Source organism: Hoeflea sp. Naph1, assembly GCF_046837775.1.
In the GTDB taxonomy this organism is placed as follows: Bacteria; Pseudomonadota; Alphaproteobacteria; order Rhizobiales; family Rhizobiaceae; genus Hoeflea.
Window position 1 is genome coordinate 4,384,397 of record NZ_CP177286.1, and the last position, 19,086, is coordinate 4,403,482.

The window sequence follows — 19,086 nt, forward strand, 5'->3', positions numbered from 1 at the left end:
TTAACGCCTGGCCCACTTTATCATCAGCAAAGCCAAACATCGACGTTATGGAGTAAAAATCCGAGCCTAATTCTACAAGACACCAATCGCGGTGTAGAAGAATATTGATGCGGCAAAACAGAGCGCGCCGGCAACGATATCAACAGCGCAACCACACAATACGAACATGGAAAGTTGTTTCATTTTTCTGACCGGGTTAGAAATATAAGAACAGCTGATCTTTTCGGCACTGTCGAAGGTCCGGCAAAAGCCCGCTCGTCGGACACAGCGGATATCTAACATGATCAATCTCCCCCTTGCATGGTTGGTGAGTGCCTTGGCAACAATCGCCGCGGTGGCATTGGTCATGAACAGCAGGGTATCCGCACCGGCCCGTGCATTTTTCTGCGTGTTTCTGATTTCCCTCGCCAGCATCGCCCTGATCGTCGGATTGCGCTTGTCCTTTGGCATGACATGGCTCACGCGTGTGCAACCTTTGATCGCCCTGCTGCTCGGCCCCTCCGCCTATCTGGGATTTCTGGCGCTGACACAGGAGCGCTGGCAAGCCTTGCAAAGGCCATTGGCGATCAATGCTGCGGTGGTTGTCATTGCACAACTTGCGATATTGGCATCGGCTTCGGTCTCGGCCGATATTTTCGTTCTCGGTTTCAACATCGTCTACCTGGTCCGGATCTCCGCATTTCTGCGCCTGGGTACGGATGAGTTCGTACATGTTCCCGCTCATGCGATGCCTGTCATGCGCTCGGCCCTGTACGCGACGATTGCGCTGCTGGGGCTGATGGTTGTGGCGGATTTTTCGATAGGTGCGGCAATCCTCTTTGCCGGCGACGGCCAAGCGATGCAGATGCTGTCGGGTGCAGTAGGGATCATGGCCGCATTCTGCTTTGCCGTTGCGCTGATCGTGGCGCCGCAAGTGTTGCGCATGCCGGTCTCCGGAGTGGCCCGCGAACAACAGCAGCCGACTGCGTCCGAAGACGACCGCTGGCTGCTTGCCGCTCTCGACGCAATGCTGGACGAAACCCGATTGTTCTCTGACAACAATCTGACACTGGTCCGGGTTGCGCGGCGGATGGGTGTTCCGGCACGGCAGGTTTCAAATGCCGTCAACCGGTGTACCGAGGATAATTTCTCGCGCTACATGAACGGATTCCGGATCCGTCACGCCCAGAAGCTGCTGCGCGACACCGACCTTCCGGTCACCGAAATCATGCTCGAAGCCGGCTTTGTCAGCAAATCCAGCTTCAATGGCGAGTTTCGCCGGATCGCGGGCCTGACTCCATCGCAGTATCGCGCCCAGAAACCAGAAGTCTAGAAAGCAGAACACGCGACATGGCTGACGTCCGCGCCAAAGACATCCGCCAGCAACGACTTGCCCGGGTTGAGGACAAAGCCGTGCTCCACAGTCAGCCCTTCCTGGATCGCAATCTGGTAATCCCGTGTTGTCCCGACACGATACTGGTCGCTGACGATATCCTGGCCGGCGATAAGGCCCTGGACAATCCCTGCGTCATGTATGGTCAGGCGGATGGTCTTCGCCTGCGTGGTGCCGATGTCGTCACCGCCAAAATCCCCTGCAACAAATCGCAGCGGCACGCTCAGACAATCATTTCCGTCCACATTCCGAAGCAGCGCGACGCCGGTGCCGGCAATGCCGCGCAGTTGCAACAATGAGGCTTCGCGGACGTTCTTTATGATGACAACACCAAAGGCGCCTGCGGGGATCTCCTGACCCTCCGCAATTCGCACCTTCGATGCGGTCAGCTGACCGGCTTCGCTTTCGGTGGTCGGAATCATCGAAGCGCCAAGACCAGCGGCGACCGCGAGGAATGCACAGGTGAAGATGATTGGTGTCTTGTTCATCGGCATGATGAGTTCCTTTGATGCGTTCTCGGTTGAACCACAGCGCTGCCGCTGCAGATAAACGCATCTGGCAGACGCTCGCTGGTCCATGCGCCCGAATGCGCGTTTCAGAACGTTTGAAATCGCAATTCAGAACCGAACACGCTGTCCTGGCTAACAAGCCATCCCGAATCTTTGGGATAGGCACAAAAAAGTCGGGGCGCTTGCGCACCCCGACCAATTTAATGTTGGGATTTTATTGTTTGAAGGCACCCAATACCTATTTGGTCACGAGCTCCGGCCCCATCAGGCTGTAGGGCAGCCACGTCGAGAGCACCGGCACATAGGTGACAATGATCAGGAACAGGAACAACACGGCGACAAACGGCATCGCCGCGCGCACTACCTGCACCAGGCTCATACCGGTAATCCCGGATGTGACGAACAGGTTGAGCCCGATCGGCGGCGTGATCATGCCGATCTCCATGTTGACCACCATTATAATACCCAGATGCACCGGGTCGACGCCAAGCTCCATGGCGATCGGGAACACCACCGGCGCCACGATCAAGAGCAGACCGGATGGCTCCATGAACTGGCCACCGATCAACAGCAGGATGTTGACCGCTATCAGGAAGGTAAACCAGGTGAAGCCATAGCCAAGCATCAGCTGGGTGATCGCGTCAGGAATCCGTTCCGAAGTCAGCACATGAGCAAACAGCAGTGCGTTGACGATGATGAACATCAGCATGATGGTGGTCTTCGACGCGTCGACCATCACCTTGCGCGTGTCTTCGTTGAAGAACGCCCGGCCGAAATTGCGGCCCATCAGGGACAGGTTTCGGCCCCAGATCGGGAACCCCGCTACCAGTGCGGATGGGACGCCCAAAACCCCCTTGTCACCGCGCCAGGTGGTGTAGGCCACCAGAATGACAAACGATATCGCCAGGCCCAGATTGGAGCGGCCGGCAAAGGTAATCGTTTCAAAATCATTGGTGGCGAAAAACGACAGGATCATCCAGACAAAATAGAATGCCACCGCATAGACGACACCGGAAAATCCGGCGCGGGCACCGCGTGAATCATTCTCGTTGACCCATGTGATGCCTGCCATCGGCCCCATGTCGCGATAAATAAAGATCGCGATAAAGAAGGAATAGACTGCTGCGACCGCAGCCGCTTCTGTCGGCGTGAAGACTCCACCATAGATGCCGCCAATGATGATGACAATCAGAAACAGGCCCCAGCCGGCTTCCTTGCCACCCGAAACGATCTCGCCAATTCCGCGCCAGGGTTCTGACGGAAGTCCCTTGATCCGTGCAACAATATAAATCGCCACCATCAGCATCAGGCCGGCAACGATGCCCGGGACCACACCTGCCAGAAACATCCGGCCGACTGACACATCCGTAGCCGCCGCATAGACCACCATGACGATCGAGGGCGGAATAAGAATTCCCAGTGTGCCCGCATTGGCAATGATGCCCGCAGCAAATTCCTTGGAATAGCCAACCTGCCGCATACCGGCGATGGCAATGGTGCCAATGGCAACCACTGTCGCCGGAGATGATCCCGACAGCGCCGCAAACAACATGCAGGCCAGCACGCTCGCCATGGCAAGCCCGCCGCGAAAATGGCCAACGGTCGCAATCGCAAAGCGAATGATGCGCTTGGCCACACCGCCGGTCGACATGAACGCCGAGGCCAGAACGAAGAACGGGATGGCGAGCAAGGTGTAGTTTTGCGAAGCGGTGAACAGTTGAATCGCCACAGAGGACATTGAATCATTGGAGAAGAACGCGATCAGAATGATCGACGACAACCCCAGCGACACAGCGACCGGCACACCGACGAACAGAAGCCCGAGAACGAGCACAAACAGAATTGTGGTTTCCATGGCGGTCAGTCCTTCAAAACGTTGCGGTTTTCGGCAACGAGGTCTTCCGCCTCATGTCCGGCAATGATCAGTTCGCGATCGCCGCGCCAGATATCGCCAATGGCCTGCAGGGCACGGAAGCCGAACAGGCCCAGTCCGATAGGGAGAATGAGATAGGCAATCCAGCGCTGTACGCGCTCTTTCACGCCCAGATTGTCCTGCATCCATTCCGGATAGCGCAGATCGTCAAGCCCGATGCCGATCTGATACATCTTCGACCAGTAAACCATCGCCCCGCCGCGGGTATTCGCGCCAAAGATTCCGAGCCACGCCGATTCAATCAGGATCGCGGCATAGAGAAAGGCGCAGACCGCACCGAAAATGGCAAAGAAACGAAACACCCGTTTGGGAAATAGCCGCAGAAGGGCGTCCACACCCAGATGCATGCCCTGCTTGAGACCGTAGCTCATGCCGAACAGGATCATCCAGGCAAACAGGATCCGGGTAAACTCGAGCGCGCCGGTCCAGCCGCTGTTGAAGCCGTACCGCGCGATAACCTGAACAAACGATACGATGGTGATCAGCGCCAGAATAACGGCGAGCACATTCTCTTCAAACCGCGTGACCATCTGTGGGCTGCGACGCTCCGCAACATAGAACGCCACAATCACCGCGCCCATGATTAGATAAGGCAAATAAGTATTCATGCGCCCCCCAGACGGTCCGCCGCCAATTTATGTGCAAACGGATCCGGGTGCTCCCCGGATCCGCATTTCGACCAGGACTGGCTTAGCTGGCGTCGTTCGAAGCCACTGCGGCCTCGATCAGATCGGTGCCGATATCGCCTTCGAACTTGGTCCAGACCGGCTTCATCGCATCGACCCAGGCCTTGCGCTGCTCGGCATCGAGTTCGCGGATCGTACCGCCGGCATCGAGAATGTTCTGCCGGTTTGCAGCTTCGGTAGCGGCGACCGCGGCGTTGGCTTCGATCGTCACTTCATCGGCGATCTTGACAAATTGGTCACGCACATCAGCGTCAAGGCTGTTGAGCCATTCCGTCGAAGTCACAAGCAGATAGGCCAGGAGCTGGTGGTTGGTTTCAGTCACGCCGTCCTGCACTTCGAAGAACTTCTGGGTGTAGATGTTGGACCAGGAATTCTCCTGTCCATCGACAACACCAGTCTGAAGCGCACCATAGACTTCCTTGAACGCAAGCTTCTGGGCCGAGCCGCCCATGGCTTCGATCATCGCCACAGCAACGTCAGAGGTCTGGACCCGGAACTTGAGACCATCGGCATCGGACGGAACAAGCAACGGCTTGTTGGCCGAGAACTGCTTGAGACCCGACGACCAGTAGCCAAGTCCGGTGTAACCCACATCTTCCATCACGGTCAGCAGACCCTTGCCCGAATCCGACTGGACGAAGTTGTCAACAGCCTTGAGGCTGGAAAACAGGAACGGCAAATCGAACAGGCGATACTTGAGGGTGTAGGCTTCGAACTTCGAAAGCGACGGTGCGGCAAGCTGGACATCGCCCAGCAGCAGCGCTTCGAGAACCTTGTCGTCGTCAAACAGGGTCGAATTGGCAAACACTTCCATGCAGGCAGTGCCGTTCATTTCCTCGTTGACGCGCTTTGCAAGCAGCGTAGCAGCGTCACCCTTGGGGTGGCCTGTCGCAGCCACCACGTGGCTGAACTTGATGACCATTTCGCCATCATCGCAATTTGCCGAAGCTGCATTTGCCGAAAGCACGAGGGCTGCCGCGGAAACGGCGCCAAGAAGCAGTTTTTTCATAAGATATCCTCCACTGGGCACTTGCCCGAAACACTGACTTGAAGCGGAGAAGAAAGACAGCCCGGCAGGCTTGCGTCCAGCAGGGCGCAACCTTCCCGGCGATGACCTCCCGCCCATCGCATTCAAAGGCATTATAAGCAACCGTCGTGCCAGTTGTCGGCACGGGGACGAATTCGCCGCATTTGCGCCATTATCCGGTGTCTGCCAGCTACCTGCTACCGGCTTTTACCCAGCGATGGGCACAAAACGACCCATTACGCGCCTCTGAATGGGTACATCATGACCCATCGGTTTCTTCATCCGTGGAAATATTAAGACGGCGCATCTTTTCATACAGTCCCTTGCGCGAAATCCCCAGACTCTCGTAGGTCGGCTTCAGGGCGCCGCCATTGCGGGCAATCTCAGCCTTGATGACGGTCCGTTCGAAAGCCTCGACCCGCTCCGGCAGATTGCCCGACCCGGATTCCATTGCCGCCTCCGCCAGGGTTCCGAATCCGGTCCACATGCCCAGCACAAAACGGTCGGCGACATTGCGCAGTTCACGCACATTGCCTGGCCAGTCATGGGCCATCAGCCCGGCCTCGATCTGCGGTGTGACATCGGGAATCTCGCGGCGATAGCGCGCCCGTGCCTCGCGCGCCATGTGAAAGAACAACAGCGGAATATCATCCTTGCGTACCCGTAATGACGGGATATCAAGCGTAACGACATTGAGCCGGTAATAGAGATCGGTGCGGAAAGCCGGATTGTTGCTCAAATCCGTCTTGGTCGCGGCCACGAAGCGCACATCGAGCGGTACCTGCCGGTTCGAACCCAGCCGCTCGATGTAGCGCCCCTCGATGGCACGCAGCAGTTTGGCCTGCAGATCGAGCGGCATGGATTCAATCTCGTCGAGAAAGATCGTGCCGCCATTGGCGTGTTCCATCTTGCCGATGCGCAGCTTCTGCGCCCCGGTAAAGGCCCCGGCCTCATGGCCGAACAATTCGGATTCAAAGATCTCCGCCGGCAAAGCGGCACAATTGATGGCGACGAAATTGGCCTTCCGCCGTGGCCCGAAATCATGCAGTGCGCGGGCCACGACCTCTTTGCCGGCGCCGGTTTCACCCGTCACCAGCACATCGGCGTCGGTATCGGCGACGGCAGCTATCTGCGCGCGCAACCGCTGGATCGCCGGATTGCGCCCGACCAGTCGCGACGAGAGATCGTCGCCACCATCGAGCGCATTGCGCAGGGTCCTGTTCTCGAGAACCAGCCTGCGTTTTTCAAGCCCCCGTTCGATCACCGACAGAAGCCGGCTTGCGGCAAACGGCTTCTCGATGAAGTCATAGGCGCCGGCGCGCATCGCCTCGACCGCCATCTGCACATCGCCATGCCCGGTAATCAGTACCACCGGCATGGTCGGATCGATCGCCAGCACCTGCCGCATCAGCGCCAGACCATCCATTCCCGGCATCCGGATATCCGACACAACCACCCCATGCAGGCTCCGCAACGGCAGGTCGATGATCGCTTCGGCCCTGTCGTGGCAGACCACGTTCAGGCCTTCCAGCTCGAGAGATTGTTTCAATGCATGACGCAAGTCGACATCGTCGTCCACCAGATGGATGATACGATCCTCGTCCTTCAACTCAGTCCTGTCCTGCAAATGCGGGCTCCTCCCTTTCAGCCTTGACCGGTCGCTCAGCAATATCGCCATCCAATTGTGCGGCGACTTTCCCATCCTTACCTAGGCAACCACATCCCGCCCCTCAAATCCGGACTCGGGGTTCCCCGGCTGTCCCTCTCTGGTAGCAGCGCGCAGGCTGATGGTGAAGCAGGCCCCACCCTCTGGCCGGTTGCTGGCGGTGATCGTACCGTCGAAATCGCGGATGATGTTGTCAACGATGGAAAGACCGACACCGATCCCCTCACCCACTCCCTTGGTCGTGAAGAACGGATCGAACACCTTGCCCAACGCCTCGGGACCAATTCCCGGTCCATTGTCCGTTACCTTGACAACAATCCGGTCATCGACCTGCCGTGCGGTGATTTCCACCACCCCGTCACGGGTCTCCCCCAGCGCATCGATGGCGTTGTTGACCAGATTGACAAACACCTGTCCCAGCCTGATGCGACCACCCTGAACCTGCAGGCCACCAACCGTATCGCCAACCTCAATCGCCACGCCCGCAGCGCGGGCCCTTGGCCGCGCCAGCAGCAACGCTTCCTCAAGAATGGTGCCCAAGGGCACCGGCCCGATGGTTGCGCTGGGTTTGCGCGAAAACGACAGCAGCGTCCGCGACAATTCCGCCATCCGGTCAACCAGCGAATTGATCCGCGACAGGTTGCCCGCCACCTCCGATGTAGCGCCCCGTTCAAGAAACCGCGTCGCATTGTCGGCATAAGTCCGGATTGCCGCCAACGGCTGGTTGAACTCATGGCTGAGCGCTGCCGACATCTGCCCCAACGCCGCAAGCTTGGCAGTCTGAACCAGTTCCGCCTGGGTCTTGCGCAAACGCTCCTCGGCCTCCCGGCGCACGTCCACCTCCCGGCTGAGCGAACGGTTGGTCACCGACAAGGCCCGTGTTCTGTCCCGCACCACCCGTTCGAGCCGAAGTGCGATCGCCCGATCCGACCGGGCGCGCAGGATCGCCGCCTCGCCGCGCCGCAGCGCCACCAGCATGATCATGCCCAGCAACAGGCAGGCCAGCGTGGCGATCGAACCCGCACTGAGCCGAGCCGTCGCCACCGGCGTCGGATTTGCCAGCACATGCAAATCCCAATCCAGCACTGGCAATCGCCGCATCAGATCCAGTCGTTCCTCAAAAGCGCCATTGATCAGATAGGAGCCGGGTTGTCCGGCCTTGCGCAGGCTCGACATCGGCTTGAGCCGCCAGGCCGGATCGTTGGCCAGAAACACCGTTCCGGTCCGGTCGGTGACAAAGATCCGCTGCGCCGACAGCGCCCAGGCCGCTTCAACCCTGTAGAAATCAACATAAACGATGACCACGCCAACTAGTTTTCCGTCCCGCCGCACCCCGGAAGAGAAAGCATAGGTACGTTGGTTTCCCCCCAGCGACAGCGCGGCGCGGCCAAGCCGTCCTTGCCGGGCGGCCTCCATCAGCTGCGGCAATCCTTCCCCTGCCTTGACGAAGGGACCACGCGCATGGGCCAGCACCTCGCCATCGGGAAACAGGAAGGCCACATCCAGCGCCGCCGACATGCCGGCAATCTCCTCGACCGTGCGGCGCGCATCCAGCGCCTGGGCATTACCCTGCACATCGCGGATGAACAGCGCACGGATCGACGATTGACGGGCCAGCAGTGGCGGCAGCAAACGGTATTTGTCCAGCACCCCTGACAGGGTTTCGGTCTGCACCGCCAATGTTTCGCCGGCTTTCTGCATGACCTCGGCAAGCGCCCTATGCCCGGCCGAACGAACCGACCATGTCACCACGACCGCAGAGATCACCGCCCAGGCGATGAACAGCCCGGTGCGGGTCAGGCGGAAACGTTTTTCAATGGCGGGTCGTGATCGCATCGCCGGACACTAGAACATCCGACAGGTCCAAGGAAGATCAACCGCCAGGGGCAGCGTGCGGCATTGGAACTCAACGCATGTCACGTTCAGATGCAGTCATTGGAGCGCGACATGCATCAGATGAAAGCGTTGAAGCGACCTTTATACTTCAAGCCTTCGCCGCAGTCACCGTGGCGTCGATGTGGTCAACCAGCGTATCGGCCAGTCCCAGGCGACCGGCCAGCAGATCCAGAAAACCGCGTTCGGCCCGGGTATCCGGATCAATCGCAAGCCGGGCCGCGGTAAACATCTCCACCTTCTGCGCCTCGGTCGAGGCCGAGCTGACAAGGGCGTCGATGTCGACTGGTTCGCTCAGTTGCTTGTCCAGAAACGCCACGGCGTCATCGCCAAGCCCCGAGAGCGCCAGCTTGTCATGAATGCGCGCGCGCTCGGCGTCATCGACATGCCCGTCAGCCCGCGCGGCAGCGATCATCACCTGCACCAGCGCCAGCGCGAAATCACCATTGACCGATGCCGGTTCGGCGGAAAACCCGGAGTCCTCAGGCGGAGCCAGCAATTCCTGCTCGTCCGCCTGTGCGGTCGTAGCGGGGTCTTGTCCTGCCTGATAGTTTTTCCATGCCTGGTAGCCGAGCCCCGCGATGGCCGCCATGCCGCCCAGCTTCAGCGCTGATCCACCCAGAGCTCGGCCGGTTCCTGTGCCCAGCAAAACCGCAACAATGGCACCAGTGGCAAGCGGGTTGCTTTTGGCAAGCTCAGTCACCTGGCCGGCCTTGTCGCGCACGGTACCTTGGGTGCCGGGCACATTCGAGCCGAGGAATTGCTCAAGCAGGGCTTTGGGATCGAACATGGTCACGGGTCCTTTGCTTCGGAAGTAGCGCGGGCCGATCCCGCACTTAACCAGATAGGAACGCCGCACACAGCTTTCAAACACCGGCCGATCAGACTGTGCCAAAATTCGGTACTCGTGCATCTGCAAAATACAGCCGCACAAGCCGGTCAATCAGGCATGAACGAGCAGGATCCTCAACCTGCCAGCAGGCAGGCTTCGGCGGCAAGCCGGGTGATCCCGTCCCAATCGCCGGCTTCGACCAGAGCGGCCGGTGCTACCCACGATCCGCCGACGCAGATCACATTGGGAAGCGAAAGGTAGTCGCGTGCATTGGCCGGCGTGATCCCGCCGGTGGGACAGAACTGCATGCCCGCGAGTGGCGATGACAATGACTTGAGATAGGCAGCCCCACCGGCCTGCTCGGCCGGGAAGAACTTGAGCACCTGATAGCCCTCTTCCCTGAGCGACATCACCTCGCTTGCAGTTGCCGCACCTGGCAGCATCGGAACCGGCGATTTGCGCGCCACATCAAGAAGCTCGATGGTGGTGCCGGGCGAGACGATGAATTGCGAGCCCGCTTCTACCGCCTGATGAAATTGCTTTGCGTTAAGCACGGTCCCGGCACCGGGCACCGCACCTTCGACTTCATCGGCAACCGCCCGGATCGCGGCGAGTGCCACCGGTGTTCGCATGGTGATTTCGATGGCCTTGAGCCCGCCGGCTACCAGCGCCCGCGCCAGCGGCACCGCCGTAGCTATATCGTCGATGACCAGCACCGGCACCACCGGCTGCATTTTCAGGATCGAAATAAGAGCTTGGGTCTTGTCACCCATGGCGCAGGTCCTTTCGCGTCAATAATCTGAGCGCATGGCAATAACCTTTCACCCGTTGCTTGTCCATGTTTCAGCTGTGACAGATGAAACGCAAGTGACGCACACACCGATTGCCTGGACAGGGCGGACGCGCTATTCCGACAATCATGAACACGCTTGCAACACCCCCTACATCCAACCAGCCCGTGGTCGTCGCGGCGCTGTATCATTTTGCCCGGCTGGCCGATCATGAAGCGCTGCAAAAGCCGCTCGCCGAGCTGTGCTGCAGCCTGGGCGTCCGCGGCACCCTGCTGCTGGCGCGCGAGGGCGTCAACGGCACCATCGCCGGCTCCCGCCAGGCGATCAACGCCGTGCTTGCGCATCTGCGCGCCATCTCGGGGCTCGAGCAGCTCGAGCACAAGGAAAGCGGCGCGCACAAGATGCCCTTCAGACGCATGAAGGTGCGGCTGAAAAAGGAGATCGTCACCATGGGCGTTCCCGATATCGATCCGCTTGAAGATGTTGGTGCCTATGTCGATCCGAAGGACTGGAACGCCTTGATTTCCGATCCCGATACAATCGTGATCGACACCCGCAATGACTATGAAGTGGGAATCGGCACCTTCAAAGGCGCGATCAACCCGGAGACCGGGACATTTCGCGAGTTTCCCGACTGGGTCGAAACAACCGCCTCGATTCCCCGTGACAAGCCGGTGGCAATGTTCTGCACCGGCGGCATCCGCTGTGAGAAGGCAACCGCCTTCATGCGCGCCAAGGGCTACGACAAGGTCTACCATCTCAAGGGTGGCATCCTCAAATATCTCGAGGAAGTCGACGAAGACGAAAGCCTCTGGGAGGGCTCCTGTTTCGTCTTTGACGAGCGCGTCGCCGTCACCCATGGCCTGCGCGAAAGCGACGAGATCCTCTGCCGTGCCTGCCGCAATCCGGTTACCCCGGAAGAGCAGGCCTCCGAGCTGTACGAAGAAGGCGTCTCCTGTCCGCATTGTTACCACAGCCGGACCGAAGAGGACCGGAAGCGTTTCCGCATGCGCCATCAGCAGATGCTGGCGGCCCGCAAGGCGGCCCAATCGGACTCCGAAAACGCATGAACGCGACAACGAGCGATATTGTCATCGTCGGGGCCGGCATCGTCGGCATCGCCACCGCTGCCCTGCTGACCGAAGCCGGTCATACGGTAACCGTCATCGACCGCTCCGGGATCGCCGAGCAAACCAGCAAGGGCAACGCAGCCGCCTTTGCCTTCTCCGACATCATGCCGCTGGCCTCGCCGAAGATCATCCTGAAAGCGCCGAAATGGCTGCTCGATCCGCTCGGTCCGCTGTCGATCCGCCCCTCCTACCTGCCCCGGCTGGCGCCCTGGCTGTGGCAGTTCTGGAAAGCCAGCCAGCCCTGGCGGCTGGAGGCCTCGATTGCAGCCCAGACCGCATTGATGCGCCTGGCTGAAACCGAAATGATGGCGCTGGTCGAGCGCGCCGGCATCGCCCACATGGTCCGCCATGACGGATCGCTTGAGCTGCATGAGAGCGAAGCTGAATTCAAGGCCACGCTTTCAGGCTGGCGGCGACGCGAGCAAGCCGGCATCGCCTTCGAGCACGTTCGCGGCGCACGGCTGGCCGAACTGCAGCCGGGGCTGTCGCCACGGTTCGTTGCCGGCACCTTCGTTCCGGGCTGGAAGACGGTGTCCGAGCCGCAACATTTCGCCCAGGCCCTCTGGGCCCATGCCGAACGGCTTGGTGCGGTATTCATCAAGGCCGAAGCAAGCGGACTGGAACACGATAGCTCAGGCCCGTCGCTCAGGATGGCCGACGGAACCAACCGCCGCGCCAAGACCATCATCATCTGCGCCGGCGCGTGGTCGACGCGGCTGATCAATCCGGTCACCCGCTTGCGAATTCCGCTCGACACCGAGCGTGGCTACAATACCACGCTGCCGCCCGGGACCTTCGATCTCAAGCGTCAACTTATCTTTGGCAATCATGGCTTCGTTATTACGCCGCTTGAAACCGGCCTGCGGGTCGGCGGTGCCGTGGAACTCGGCGGTCTCGATCTGCCCCCCAATTATGCGCGGGCAAAGGCGATGCTGGGCAAGGCAAAGTCGTTTCTGCCCGGCTTGGAAACATCTGGCGGCACTGAATGGATGGGGTTTCGGCCCTCGCTCCCCGACAGTCTGCCGGTGATCGGCGCGCTGCCCGAGGATCGCTCCGTGCTGCTCGGATTTGGTAATGGCCATCTCGGTCTCACCCAGTCCGCCGCCATGGGCCGGTTGCTGGCCGATCTGGTTGCCGGCAAACAGCCAAGTATTGACATTGCCGCCTGTCGGCCCGACCGTTTCTAACTGCCCTGCTTCGGAGTCCCTGCCATGGCGCGAAATCGTTTTTTCTGCATTGACGGTCATACCTGCGGCAATCCTGTGCGCGTCGTCACCGGTGGCGGACCTCAGCTCAATGGCGCGAATATGCTCGAAAAGCGGGCGCATTTCTTGGCAGAGTATGACTGGATCCGCACGGGACTGATGTTCGAACCGCGTGGCCACGACATGATGTCTGGCACAATTCTCTACCCGCCAACGCGCGATGATTGCGACATCGCATTCCTGTTTATCGAGACCTCGGGCTGCTTGCCGATGTGCGGTCACGGCACCATTGGCACGGTGACCATGGCGATCGAGAACGGCCTGGTGTCCCCGCGTGAACCCGGGGTGTTGGCTATCGATACCCCGGCCGGTCGCATCATCGCCCGCTATACCCAGGAAGGCCGGAAGGTCAACGAGGTGCGGCTCACCAATGTACCGGCCTTCCTGCACTCAACCGGCATCAAGACCCAGTGCGACGGCCTTGGCGAGATCACTGTCGACGTAGCCTATGGCGGCAATTTCTACGCCATCGTCGATGCCCAGAAGAATTTCCCCGACATGGCAAATTTCACCGCCGCCGATCTGGTGCGGATGAGCCCTGCACTGCGGGATCGTCTTAACGCGGAAAATTCGTTCATCCATCCGGAAAAGCCCGAGATCAACGGCCTCAGCCACATCCTCTGGACCGGGGCGCCAACCAGACCGGAAGCCCACGCCCGCAACGCCGTGTTTTATGGCGACAAGGCCATCGACCGCTCGCCTTGCGGCACCGGCACCTCGGCACGGATGGCGCAGTGGGCCGCCAACGGACGACTGAAACTGGGCGATGCATTCGTCCATGAAAGCATCATCGGATCACTGTTTCACGGCCGCGTGGAAGCTGCCGCAGAAGTCGGTGGCAAGCCCGCGATCATTCCGTCGATTGCCGGCTGGGCGGTCGAGACAGGTCTCAACTCCATCACCATCGACGACGAGGAAGATCCCTTCGCCCATGGTTTCGTGGTCCGCTGAGCCCAACCAACGAGGAACCCGCCGAGGGCGGTTCAGTCAAGTTTGCCGACAAACGCCTTGATGACGTCGGCCAGTACCACCGGGGCTTCGATGCATGGCAGGTGCGCGGCGCCAGGAATTTCCTGATACATCGCGCCGGGGATCAACCGCGCCAATTCGCCCACCAGCGATGGCGGAGTGGAGCCATCCTCGGTTCCCACCACGCAGATGGTCGGCACGTCGAGCGCGGCACTTGAATCAGTAAAATCGCTGTCACGAATCGCCGCACAGGTGCCGGCGTAGCCGGCGACTGGGGTCCGTTCCAGCATCAGTCGATAGCCGATGAAATCGGCATTATCGGCACGGCGGTATTCCTTGGTGAACCAGCGTTCGAGGATCGCATCGGAAATACTGGCAATTCCCTGCTCGGTGATCGCCGAGATCCGTGCATCCCACATATCCGCCGTGCCGATCTTGTGGCCGGTGTCGCACAGGATCAGCGCTCGCACCAGGTCTGGCCGCTTGGCCGCCAGCCCCTGCGCGATCATGCCACCCACCGAGAGCCCGCAGACAATCACGTTGCGGGCGTTGAAATGATCGAGCAGGGCCTCAAGATCATCGATGTGGTGATCCATGGTGATCGGCGCGCCACCGGTTTCCGACAGGCCATGACCGCGCTTGTCGTACATCAGGATGCCGAAATCACCGACCATCCGCACGATCACGTCGCGCCAGATGCGGTAATCGGTTCCCAGCGAATTGGCGAACACGATCATCGGCCGATCCGGCGCGGCACCGATCACCTGGTGGTGAATGACAACGCCGTTCAAGCGGGCAAACTGCATGGCGGAATATCCTTCGGGGAAGATCTCGGGAATGGTTTCCCCTGATCTACGCCAGAGCCCGGCGGGACGCAAATCAAAGCCCGCGGCCGCTCCGGGTCAGAGCTGCCGCGGGCTTATTCAACAGGCTCAGACGTAGCGGTTGACGACGTTTTCGAGCCATTCCTGTTTGCCGGATTTCGGCTGCGGATCAAGATTGTCGACTTCCACTCGCGCCGCGATCTGGTCGAGCGACATCGACCCGTCAAGCATCGCCTTGGCTTCCGGACGATCCCAGCCCGCATAGCGGTCGGAGACAAACGACGACAACGCCTTCTCCTCGATCATCTTCGCGGCGGCCTTCAATCCGCGGGCGCAACAATCCATTCCGCCGATATGGGCGGCCAACAGATCTTCCGGCTCAATCGACTGGCGGCGCAGCTTCGCATCAAAATTGGTGCCGCCGGTGGTGAAGCCGCCGGCCTGCAGGATTTCGTAATAGGCCAGCGCCATTTCCGGCACATTGTTGGGGAACTGGTCAGTGTCCCAACCCGACTGGTAATCGTTGCGGTTCATGTCGATCGAGCCAAAAATGCCGAGAGCGCGGGCAGTCGCCAGTTCATGCTCGAAGGAATGGCCGGCAAGAATCGCATGGCCCTGCTCGATATTGACCCGCACTTCATTCTCCAGCCCATAGCGCTTTAGGAAGCCATAGACCGTAGCGACGTCGTAGTCGTACTGGTGCTTGGTCGGTTCCTGCGGCTTCGGCTCGATCAGGATGGTGCCGGTAAAGCCGATCTTGTGCTTGTACTCGACCACCAGATTGAGGAACCGGCCCATCTGGTCGAGTTCGCGGCCCATATCGGTGTTAAGCAGCGTCTCGTAGCCTTCGCGTCCGCCCCACAGCACATAGTTTTCACCGTTGAGCCGCTTGGTCACATCCATGCAGGCTTTCACGGTTGCTGCCGAATAGGCAAACACGTCCGGGTCCGGATTGGTCGACGCACCCGACATGAAGCGCCGGTGCGAGAACAGATTGGATGTTCCCCACAACAGCTTGACGCCGGTCTCAGACATCTTGCCCTCGAAATAGTCTGCGATGGTTTCAAGGTTGCGTCGGCTTTCGGCGAAGGTATCGCCCTCGGGCCGCACGTCGAGATCGTGGAAACAGAAATACGGCGCCTTTAGCAGGCTGAACATCTCGAAGGCGACGTCGGCCTTCAGCCGTGCCTGGTCCATCGAATCGCCGAACCAGGGCCGATCGAAAGTCTGGCCGCCGAACGGATCGCCGCCGGGCCAGGTGAAGGAATGCCAGTAAGCCACAGCAAAGCGCAAATGGTCTTCCATGCGTTTCCCCGCGACAATCTCATCGGGGTTGTAGTGCCTGAAGGCAAGCGGGTTGGTGCTGTCAGGCCCCTCGAAGGGGATCGAGGTGATGTCGCCAAAAAAACCTGTTGTCATGAAGTTGCTCCTTTGAGGGCTGGATAGAGGGCGCGATAGTGCGAATAGGCCTCGTCAAAGGCGCTCGCGAGTTCGCGGTTGGGGTCGATCGTCCGCGCGGTGGCGGGCGGGGTGCAGATAGAAAAGGGGTCCGCGTTCTCCGCCGCGATCAGGCCGAGCCGGGCCGCGCCAAACGCGGCGCCAAAATCGCCGCCCTCGGAAATGTCGACCGGCATCCCCAATACTGTTGCCAGTGTTTCAAGCCAGTAGACCGAGCGCGAGCCGCCGCCGATAGCGGTCACCCGGCTAAGCTGCGTACCGGCCTGCGCCAGTGCCGCGAGGCTGTCGCGGAAGGCAAACGACACCCCTTCGATCACTGCACGGGTCAACGCCACGCGGTCGGATTCGTGTCCGAGGCCGGCAAAACCACCGCGAATGGCGGAATCATTGTGCGGTGTGCGTTCACCCGACAGATAAGGCAGGAACAGCACCGATCCCGGCGCCACGAGCTGTTCGCCCAGTTCCGCTGTCAGCGTCGCCGGATCAGCCGAGGTGATGCCCGCCAGCCAGTTCAGCGCGTCGGTGGCCGAAAGGATCACCCCCATCTGGTGCCATGTGCCCGGCAGCGCGTGGCAAAAGGCGTGAACCGCACTGTCAGGATTGGGCAGATAACGGTTATTGGCGGCAAACAGAACACCGGATGTGCCGAGCGACGCAAACGCCTGACCATCCGCCACAGTACCCATGCCGCAGGCCGAGGCCGCATTGTCGCCAGCGCCGCCGGCAATCGGAATGCCGGCAGGCAATCCCAGCTCCGCAGCTACCTCGGCACGCAGCGCGCCGGCCCGCTCTGTGCCTTCCACCAATGCCGGCATCTGTCCACGCACAAGCCCGGTGGCGGCCAGCAAATCATCATTCCAGTCGCGTTTGCCAACATCGAGCCAGGAGGTGCCGGCAGAATCCGACATCTCCGAAATCGCTTCACCGGCAAGCCACAACCTCAGATAATCCTTGGGCAACAGCACCTTGTCGACACGCGCGAAATTCTCTGGCTCATGCACGGCCATCCATTTAAGCTTTGGCGCTGTGAACCCGGGAAAGACGATATTGCCAGTCAGGAGACGGAACTTCGGGTCGGCGTCGAGGTCGGCCGCTTCCTTGTGGCTGCGCGTGTCATTCCAGAGGATGCAGGGACGGATCACCTTGCCGGCCTTGTCGATGGTGGTGGCGCCGTGCATGTGCCCCGACAGGCCAATGCCGCGCAGCCCGGCAAGCTCTGAAGCATGCGTCTGCCTGAGCTTGGCGATCGCTGACCGGGTAGCCGCGATCCAGCTGTCCGGATCCTGCTCCGACCAGCCCGGATGCGGGCGTTCTACCGTCAGATCGGCGCTGGCCGAACCGACAGTCTGCTGGGCGTCGTCGATCAGAAGCGCCTTGACGGAAGATGTTCCGAGATCAAGTCCGAGATACATGATGAGGCGGCCTTTCAGGTGTTGGGCGGAAGTTCGCAAGGTCGGGGGTCATGGCAAATTGTCTTTGAGAAAGATGTCGATGCGGATCCGCTCCTGCGCGCTCAGCGGGTCGAGACCATCGGCCCGGGCCTTGAGCACCCGGATGGCGCTGCGCACTTCGTGGCCGCAATCCTGATTGATCACCGCATCGAACAAACCGTCGGCCAGCGCCTGGCGCGAATGCACCGTCACTTCATGGGCGACCACCGAAAGCGCGCGTTGCCGATGCGCCGACAGCGCCTCGATCAGTCCGCGATTACCGGCTCCGAGGTTATAAACCGCAATTATTTCCGGATCGGTTTCAAGCGCGTCCATAACCGCCTGCTTGACCCGTTCCGCATCGTCATTGGCTTCCACCGGGCCAAGGATTTCAAGGTCTGGGAACTCAGCCTGCAACAGCTCTGTAAAGCCTGCAGCCCGGTCCATATGGTCGGACAGCTTCATTGATCCCGCCACCATCAACACCTTGCCATGGCGGCGATGGCAGAACCGGCCGATCAGCCCGGCAGCGGTTCGCCCGGCGGCAAGATTGTCGATGCCGCAAAAATGGGTACGGCTGGACCCGGGTAGGTCCGAGACCAGCGTGGCCACGTGAACCCCCGCATCGGTCAACCGCGCGACCGCTTCCCTGACCTCCGCCGTGTCGGTGGCCACCAGTCCGACGCCGGCAACCGAAGCCGGATCAATGGCCTCGAGCACACGGGCCAGTGCGCCCGGATCGAAAGCCGGCACCGTTTCGATTGTGATCGCGGTGCGCTCTGCCGACGACCGCTCGGCTGCTGCCCGGATTTCCGTCTCGAGATTGCGCATGAAGCTGTTGGGGCCACCCGGCACCACGAAAATCAGCGGATAGACTCTGCGTCTGGCGAGATTGGCAGCCGTGACGTCGCGGACATAGCCGAGGCGGAGTACTGCCCCTTCGACCTTTTCCACGGTCTGTCGCCGCACCCCTGGCCTGCCATTGAGCACGCGGTCGACGGTCGCCAGGCTGACGCCGGCGGCAGCAGCAATGTCGTGCACAGTAGGCCGCATGAAATCCTCCTTCCGGTCTCCTAGACCAATTTTTGAGGTACGTAAATCAGAAATTCTCGATCACCATCTGGCTCCGCCACCGCAGGCGTGTGATGAACCGGTGAGACGCCCGGGCCCGGCCAATACTTGACGCCACCGATTCAATATGGCCTAACGCAGCGCCTGCCGGTCTATGCCGCGCCATGCTTGGCTGCTGCTTGTTCGGCCGGTGATTGCAACCGGCATACCTCGCCGCGCGCACCATTCAA

The 19,086-nt window shown here is 60.4% G+C and carries 17 protein-coding genes; 4 read left to right on the forward strand and 13 right to left on the reverse strand.

What is annotated here, in order from left to right:
- Positions 1–72: 72 nt before the first annotated feature.
- Positions 73–450 carry a hypothetical protein gene (locus tag ACK6D9_RS21040; protein ID WP_412049975.1) on the reverse strand — a complete coding sequence of 126 codons (378 nt, stop codon included), beginning with the start codon at positions 448–450 and terminating at the stop codon, positions 73–75.
- On the opposite strand from ACK6D9_RS21040, the gene ACK6D9_RS21045 reads away from it, so the two are divergent.
- Positions 449–1,312, forward strand: coding sequence for a helix-turn-helix domain-containing protein (locus tag ACK6D9_RS21045; RefSeq protein ID WP_412049976.1), 864 nt, complete (start codon positions 449–451; stop codon positions 1,310–1,312). The two genes, ACK6D9_RS21040 and ACK6D9_RS21045, sit on opposite strands and share 2 nt — an antisense overlap.
- On the opposite strand, the gene ACK6D9_RS21050 is transcribed toward ACK6D9_RS21045, so the two are convergent.
- The 8 genes from ACK6D9_RS21050 to ACK6D9_RS21085 form a co-directional block, all read right to left on the reverse strand.
- Complete coding sequence (locus ACK6D9_RS21050) at positions 1,309–1,860, reverse strand: hypothetical protein (RefSeq protein WP_412049977.1); 552 nt, start codon at positions 1,858–1,860, stop codon at positions 1,309–1,311. The genes ACK6D9_RS21045 and ACK6D9_RS21050 overlap by 4 nt on opposite strands.
- 259 nt (positions 1,861–2,119) lie before the next feature.
- Positions 2,120–3,736, reverse strand: coding sequence for a TRAP transporter large permease (locus ACK6D9_RS21055; protein ID WP_412049978.1), 1,617 nt, complete (start codon positions 3,734–3,736; stop codon positions 2,120–2,122).
- A 5-nt stretch (positions 3,737–3,741) separates the two neighbouring features.
- Positions 3,742–4,422, reverse strand: a complete 681-nt coding sequence (locus ACK6D9_RS21060; protein WP_412049979.1) for a TRAP transporter small permease — start codon at positions 4,420–4,422, stop codon at positions 3,742–3,744.
- A gap of 82 nt (positions 4,423–4,504) precedes the next feature.
- Positions 4,505–5,509, reverse strand: coding sequence for a DctP family TRAP transporter solute-binding subunit (locus ACK6D9_RS21065; RefSeq protein ID WP_322990616.1), 1,005 nt, complete (start codon positions 5,507–5,509; stop codon positions 4,505–4,507).
- 277 nt (positions 5,510–5,786) lie between these two features.
- Positions 5,787–7,154 (reverse strand): sigma-54-dependent transcriptional regulator, encoded by a 1,368-nt coding sequence (locus ACK6D9_RS21070; RefSeq protein WP_412049980.1) that lies wholly within the window; start codon positions 7,152–7,154, stop codon positions 5,787–5,789.
- An 81-nt stretch (positions 7,155–7,235) separates the two neighbouring features.
- The gene (locus ACK6D9_RS21075) at positions 7,236–9,029 is read right to left on the reverse strand and encodes a sensor histidine kinase (protein WP_412049981.1); all 1,794 of its coding nucleotides are present in this window, start codon (positions 9,027–9,029) and stop codon (positions 7,236–7,238) included.
- Positions 9,030–9,177: 148 nt separating this feature from the next.
- Positions 9,178–9,876, reverse strand: a complete 699-nt coding sequence (locus ACK6D9_RS21080) for a tellurite resistance TerB family protein (protein WP_412049982.1) — start codon at positions 9,874–9,876, stop codon at positions 9,178–9,180.
- Positions 9,877–10,052: 176 nt separating this feature from the next.
- Positions 10,053–10,691 carry a 2-dehydro-3-deoxy-phosphogluconate aldolase gene (locus tag ACK6D9_RS21085; RefSeq protein WP_322988662.1) on the reverse strand — a complete coding sequence of 213 codons (639 nt, stop codon included), beginning with the start codon at positions 10,689–10,691 and terminating at the stop codon, positions 10,053–10,055.
- 146 nt (positions 10,692–10,837) lie between these two features.
- On the opposite strand from ACK6D9_RS21085, the gene ACK6D9_RS21090 reads away from it, so the two are divergent.
- The 3 genes from ACK6D9_RS21090 to ACK6D9_RS21100 are packed head-to-tail and all read left to right on the forward strand — an operon-like array spanning position 10,838 to position 14,055.
- Complete coding sequence (locus ACK6D9_RS21090; protein ID WP_412049983.1) at positions 10,838–11,779, forward strand: rhodanese-related sulfurtransferase; 942 nt, start codon at positions 10,838–10,840, stop codon at positions 11,777–11,779.
- Positions 11,776–13,026 (forward strand): NAD(P)/FAD-dependent oxidoreductase, encoded by a 1,251-nt coding sequence (locus ACK6D9_RS21095; RefSeq protein ID WP_412049984.1) that lies wholly within the window; start codon positions 11,776–11,778, stop codon positions 13,024–13,026. The genes ACK6D9_RS21090 and ACK6D9_RS21095 overlap by 4 nt, the downstream gene beginning before the upstream one ends.
- Before the next feature lie 24 nt (positions 13,027–13,050).
- Positions 13,051–14,055: a 4-hydroxyproline epimerase gene (locus tag ACK6D9_RS21100; protein ID WP_412049985.1), complete on the forward strand. Its 1,005-nt coding sequence runs from the start codon at positions 13,051–13,053 to the stop codon at positions 14,053–14,055.
- 32 nt (positions 14,056–14,087) lie between these two features.
- Here the strand turns inward: ACK6D9_RS21100 and pcaD are convergent, their stop codons facing one another.
- The 4 genes from pcaD to ACK6D9_RS21120 all read right to left on the reverse strand — a co-directional run bounded on the left by pcaD (position 14,088) and on the right by ACK6D9_RS21120 (position 18,838).
- Positions 14,088–14,879 (reverse strand): 3-oxoadipate enol-lactonase, encoded by a 792-nt coding sequence (pcaD, locus tag ACK6D9_RS21105; RefSeq protein ID WP_267653992.1) that lies wholly within the window; start codon positions 14,877–14,879, stop codon positions 14,088–14,090.
- Positions 14,880–15,005: 126 nt separating this feature from the next.
- Positions 15,006–16,316, reverse strand: coding sequence for a xylose isomerase (xylA, locus tag ACK6D9_RS21110; protein WP_412049986.1), 1,311 nt, complete (start codon positions 16,314–16,316; stop codon positions 15,006–15,008).
- On the reverse strand, positions 16,313–17,767 hold the full coding sequence (gene xylB / locus ACK6D9_RS21115; RefSeq protein WP_412049987.1) for a xylulokinase: 1,455 nt from the start codon (positions 17,765–17,767) through the stop codon (positions 16,313–16,315). Before xylB ends, xylA begins: the two co-directional genes overlap by 4 nt.
- Positions 17,768–17,815: 48 nt before the next feature.
- The gene (locus ACK6D9_RS21120) at positions 17,816–18,838 is read right to left on the reverse strand and encodes a LacI family DNA-binding transcriptional regulator (RefSeq protein ID WP_412049988.1); all 1,023 of its coding nucleotides are present in this window, start codon (positions 18,836–18,838) and stop codon (positions 17,816–17,818) included.
- Between the last annotated feature and the right edge of the window lie 248 nt (positions 18,839–19,086).

Bases quoted from the DNA above. Each gene is read 5' to 3' on its own strand.
- ACK6D9_RS21065 (WP_322990616.1), bottom strand. From the start codon at position 5,509: ATGAAAAAACTGCTTCTTGGCGCCGTTTCCGCGGCAGCCCTCGTGCTT.
- xylA (WP_412049986.1), bottom strand. From the start codon at position 16,316: ATGACAACAGGTTTTTTTGGCGACATCACCTCGATCCCCTTCGAGGGG.
- pcaD (WP_267653992.1), bottom strand. From the start codon at position 14,879: ATGCAGTTTGCCCGCTTGAACGGCGTTGTCATTCACCACCAGGTGATC.
- ACK6D9_RS21040 (WP_412049975.1), bottom strand. From the start codon at position 450: ATGCCAAAGGACAAGCGCAATCCGACGATCAGGGCGATGCTGGCGAGG.
- ACK6D9_RS21050 (WP_412049977.1), bottom strand. From the start codon at position 1,860: ATGAACAAGACACCAATCATCTTCACCTGTGCATTCCTCGCGGTCGCC.
- ACK6D9_RS21120 (WP_412049988.1), bottom strand. From the start codon at position 18,838: ATGCGGCCTACTGTGCACGACATTGCTGCTGCCGCCGGCGTCAGCCTG.
- ACK6D9_RS21075 (WP_412049981.1), bottom strand. From the start codon at position 9,029: ATGCGATCACGACCCGCCATTGAAAAACGTTTCCGCCTGACCCGCACC.
- ACK6D9_RS21080 (WP_412049982.1), bottom strand. From the start codon at position 9,876: ATGTTCGATCCCAAAGCCCTGCTTGAGCAATTCCTCGGCTCGAATGTG.
- ACK6D9_RS21095 (WP_412049984.1), top strand. From the start codon at position 11,776: ATGAACGCGACAACGAGCGATATTGTCATCGTCGGGGCCGGCATCGTC.
- ACK6D9_RS21090 (WP_412049983.1), top strand. From the start codon at position 10,838: ATGAACACGCTTGCAACACCCCCTACATCCAACCAGCCCGTGGTCGTC.
- ACK6D9_RS21060 (WP_412049979.1), bottom strand. From the start codon at position 4,422: ATGAATACTTATTTGCCTTATCTAATCATGGGCGCGGTGATTGTGGCG.
- ACK6D9_RS21100 (WP_412049985.1), top strand. From the start codon at position 13,051: ATGGCGCGAAATCGTTTTTTCTGCATTGACGGTCATACCTGCGGCAAT.
- xylB (WP_412049987.1), bottom strand. From the start codon at position 17,767: ATGTATCTCGGACTTGATCTCGGAACATCTTCCGTCAAGGCGCTTCTG.
- ACK6D9_RS21055 (WP_412049978.1), bottom strand. From the start codon at position 3,736: ATGGAAACCACAATTCTGTTTGTGCTCGTTCTCGGGCTTCTGTTCGTC.
- ACK6D9_RS21045 (WP_412049976.1), top strand. From the start codon at position 449: ATGACATGGCTCACGCGTGTGCAACCTTTGATCGCCCTGCTGCTCGGC.
- ACK6D9_RS21085 (WP_322988662.1), bottom strand. From the start codon at position 10,691: ATGGGTGACAAGACCCAAGCTCTTATTTCGATCCTGAAAATGCAGCCG.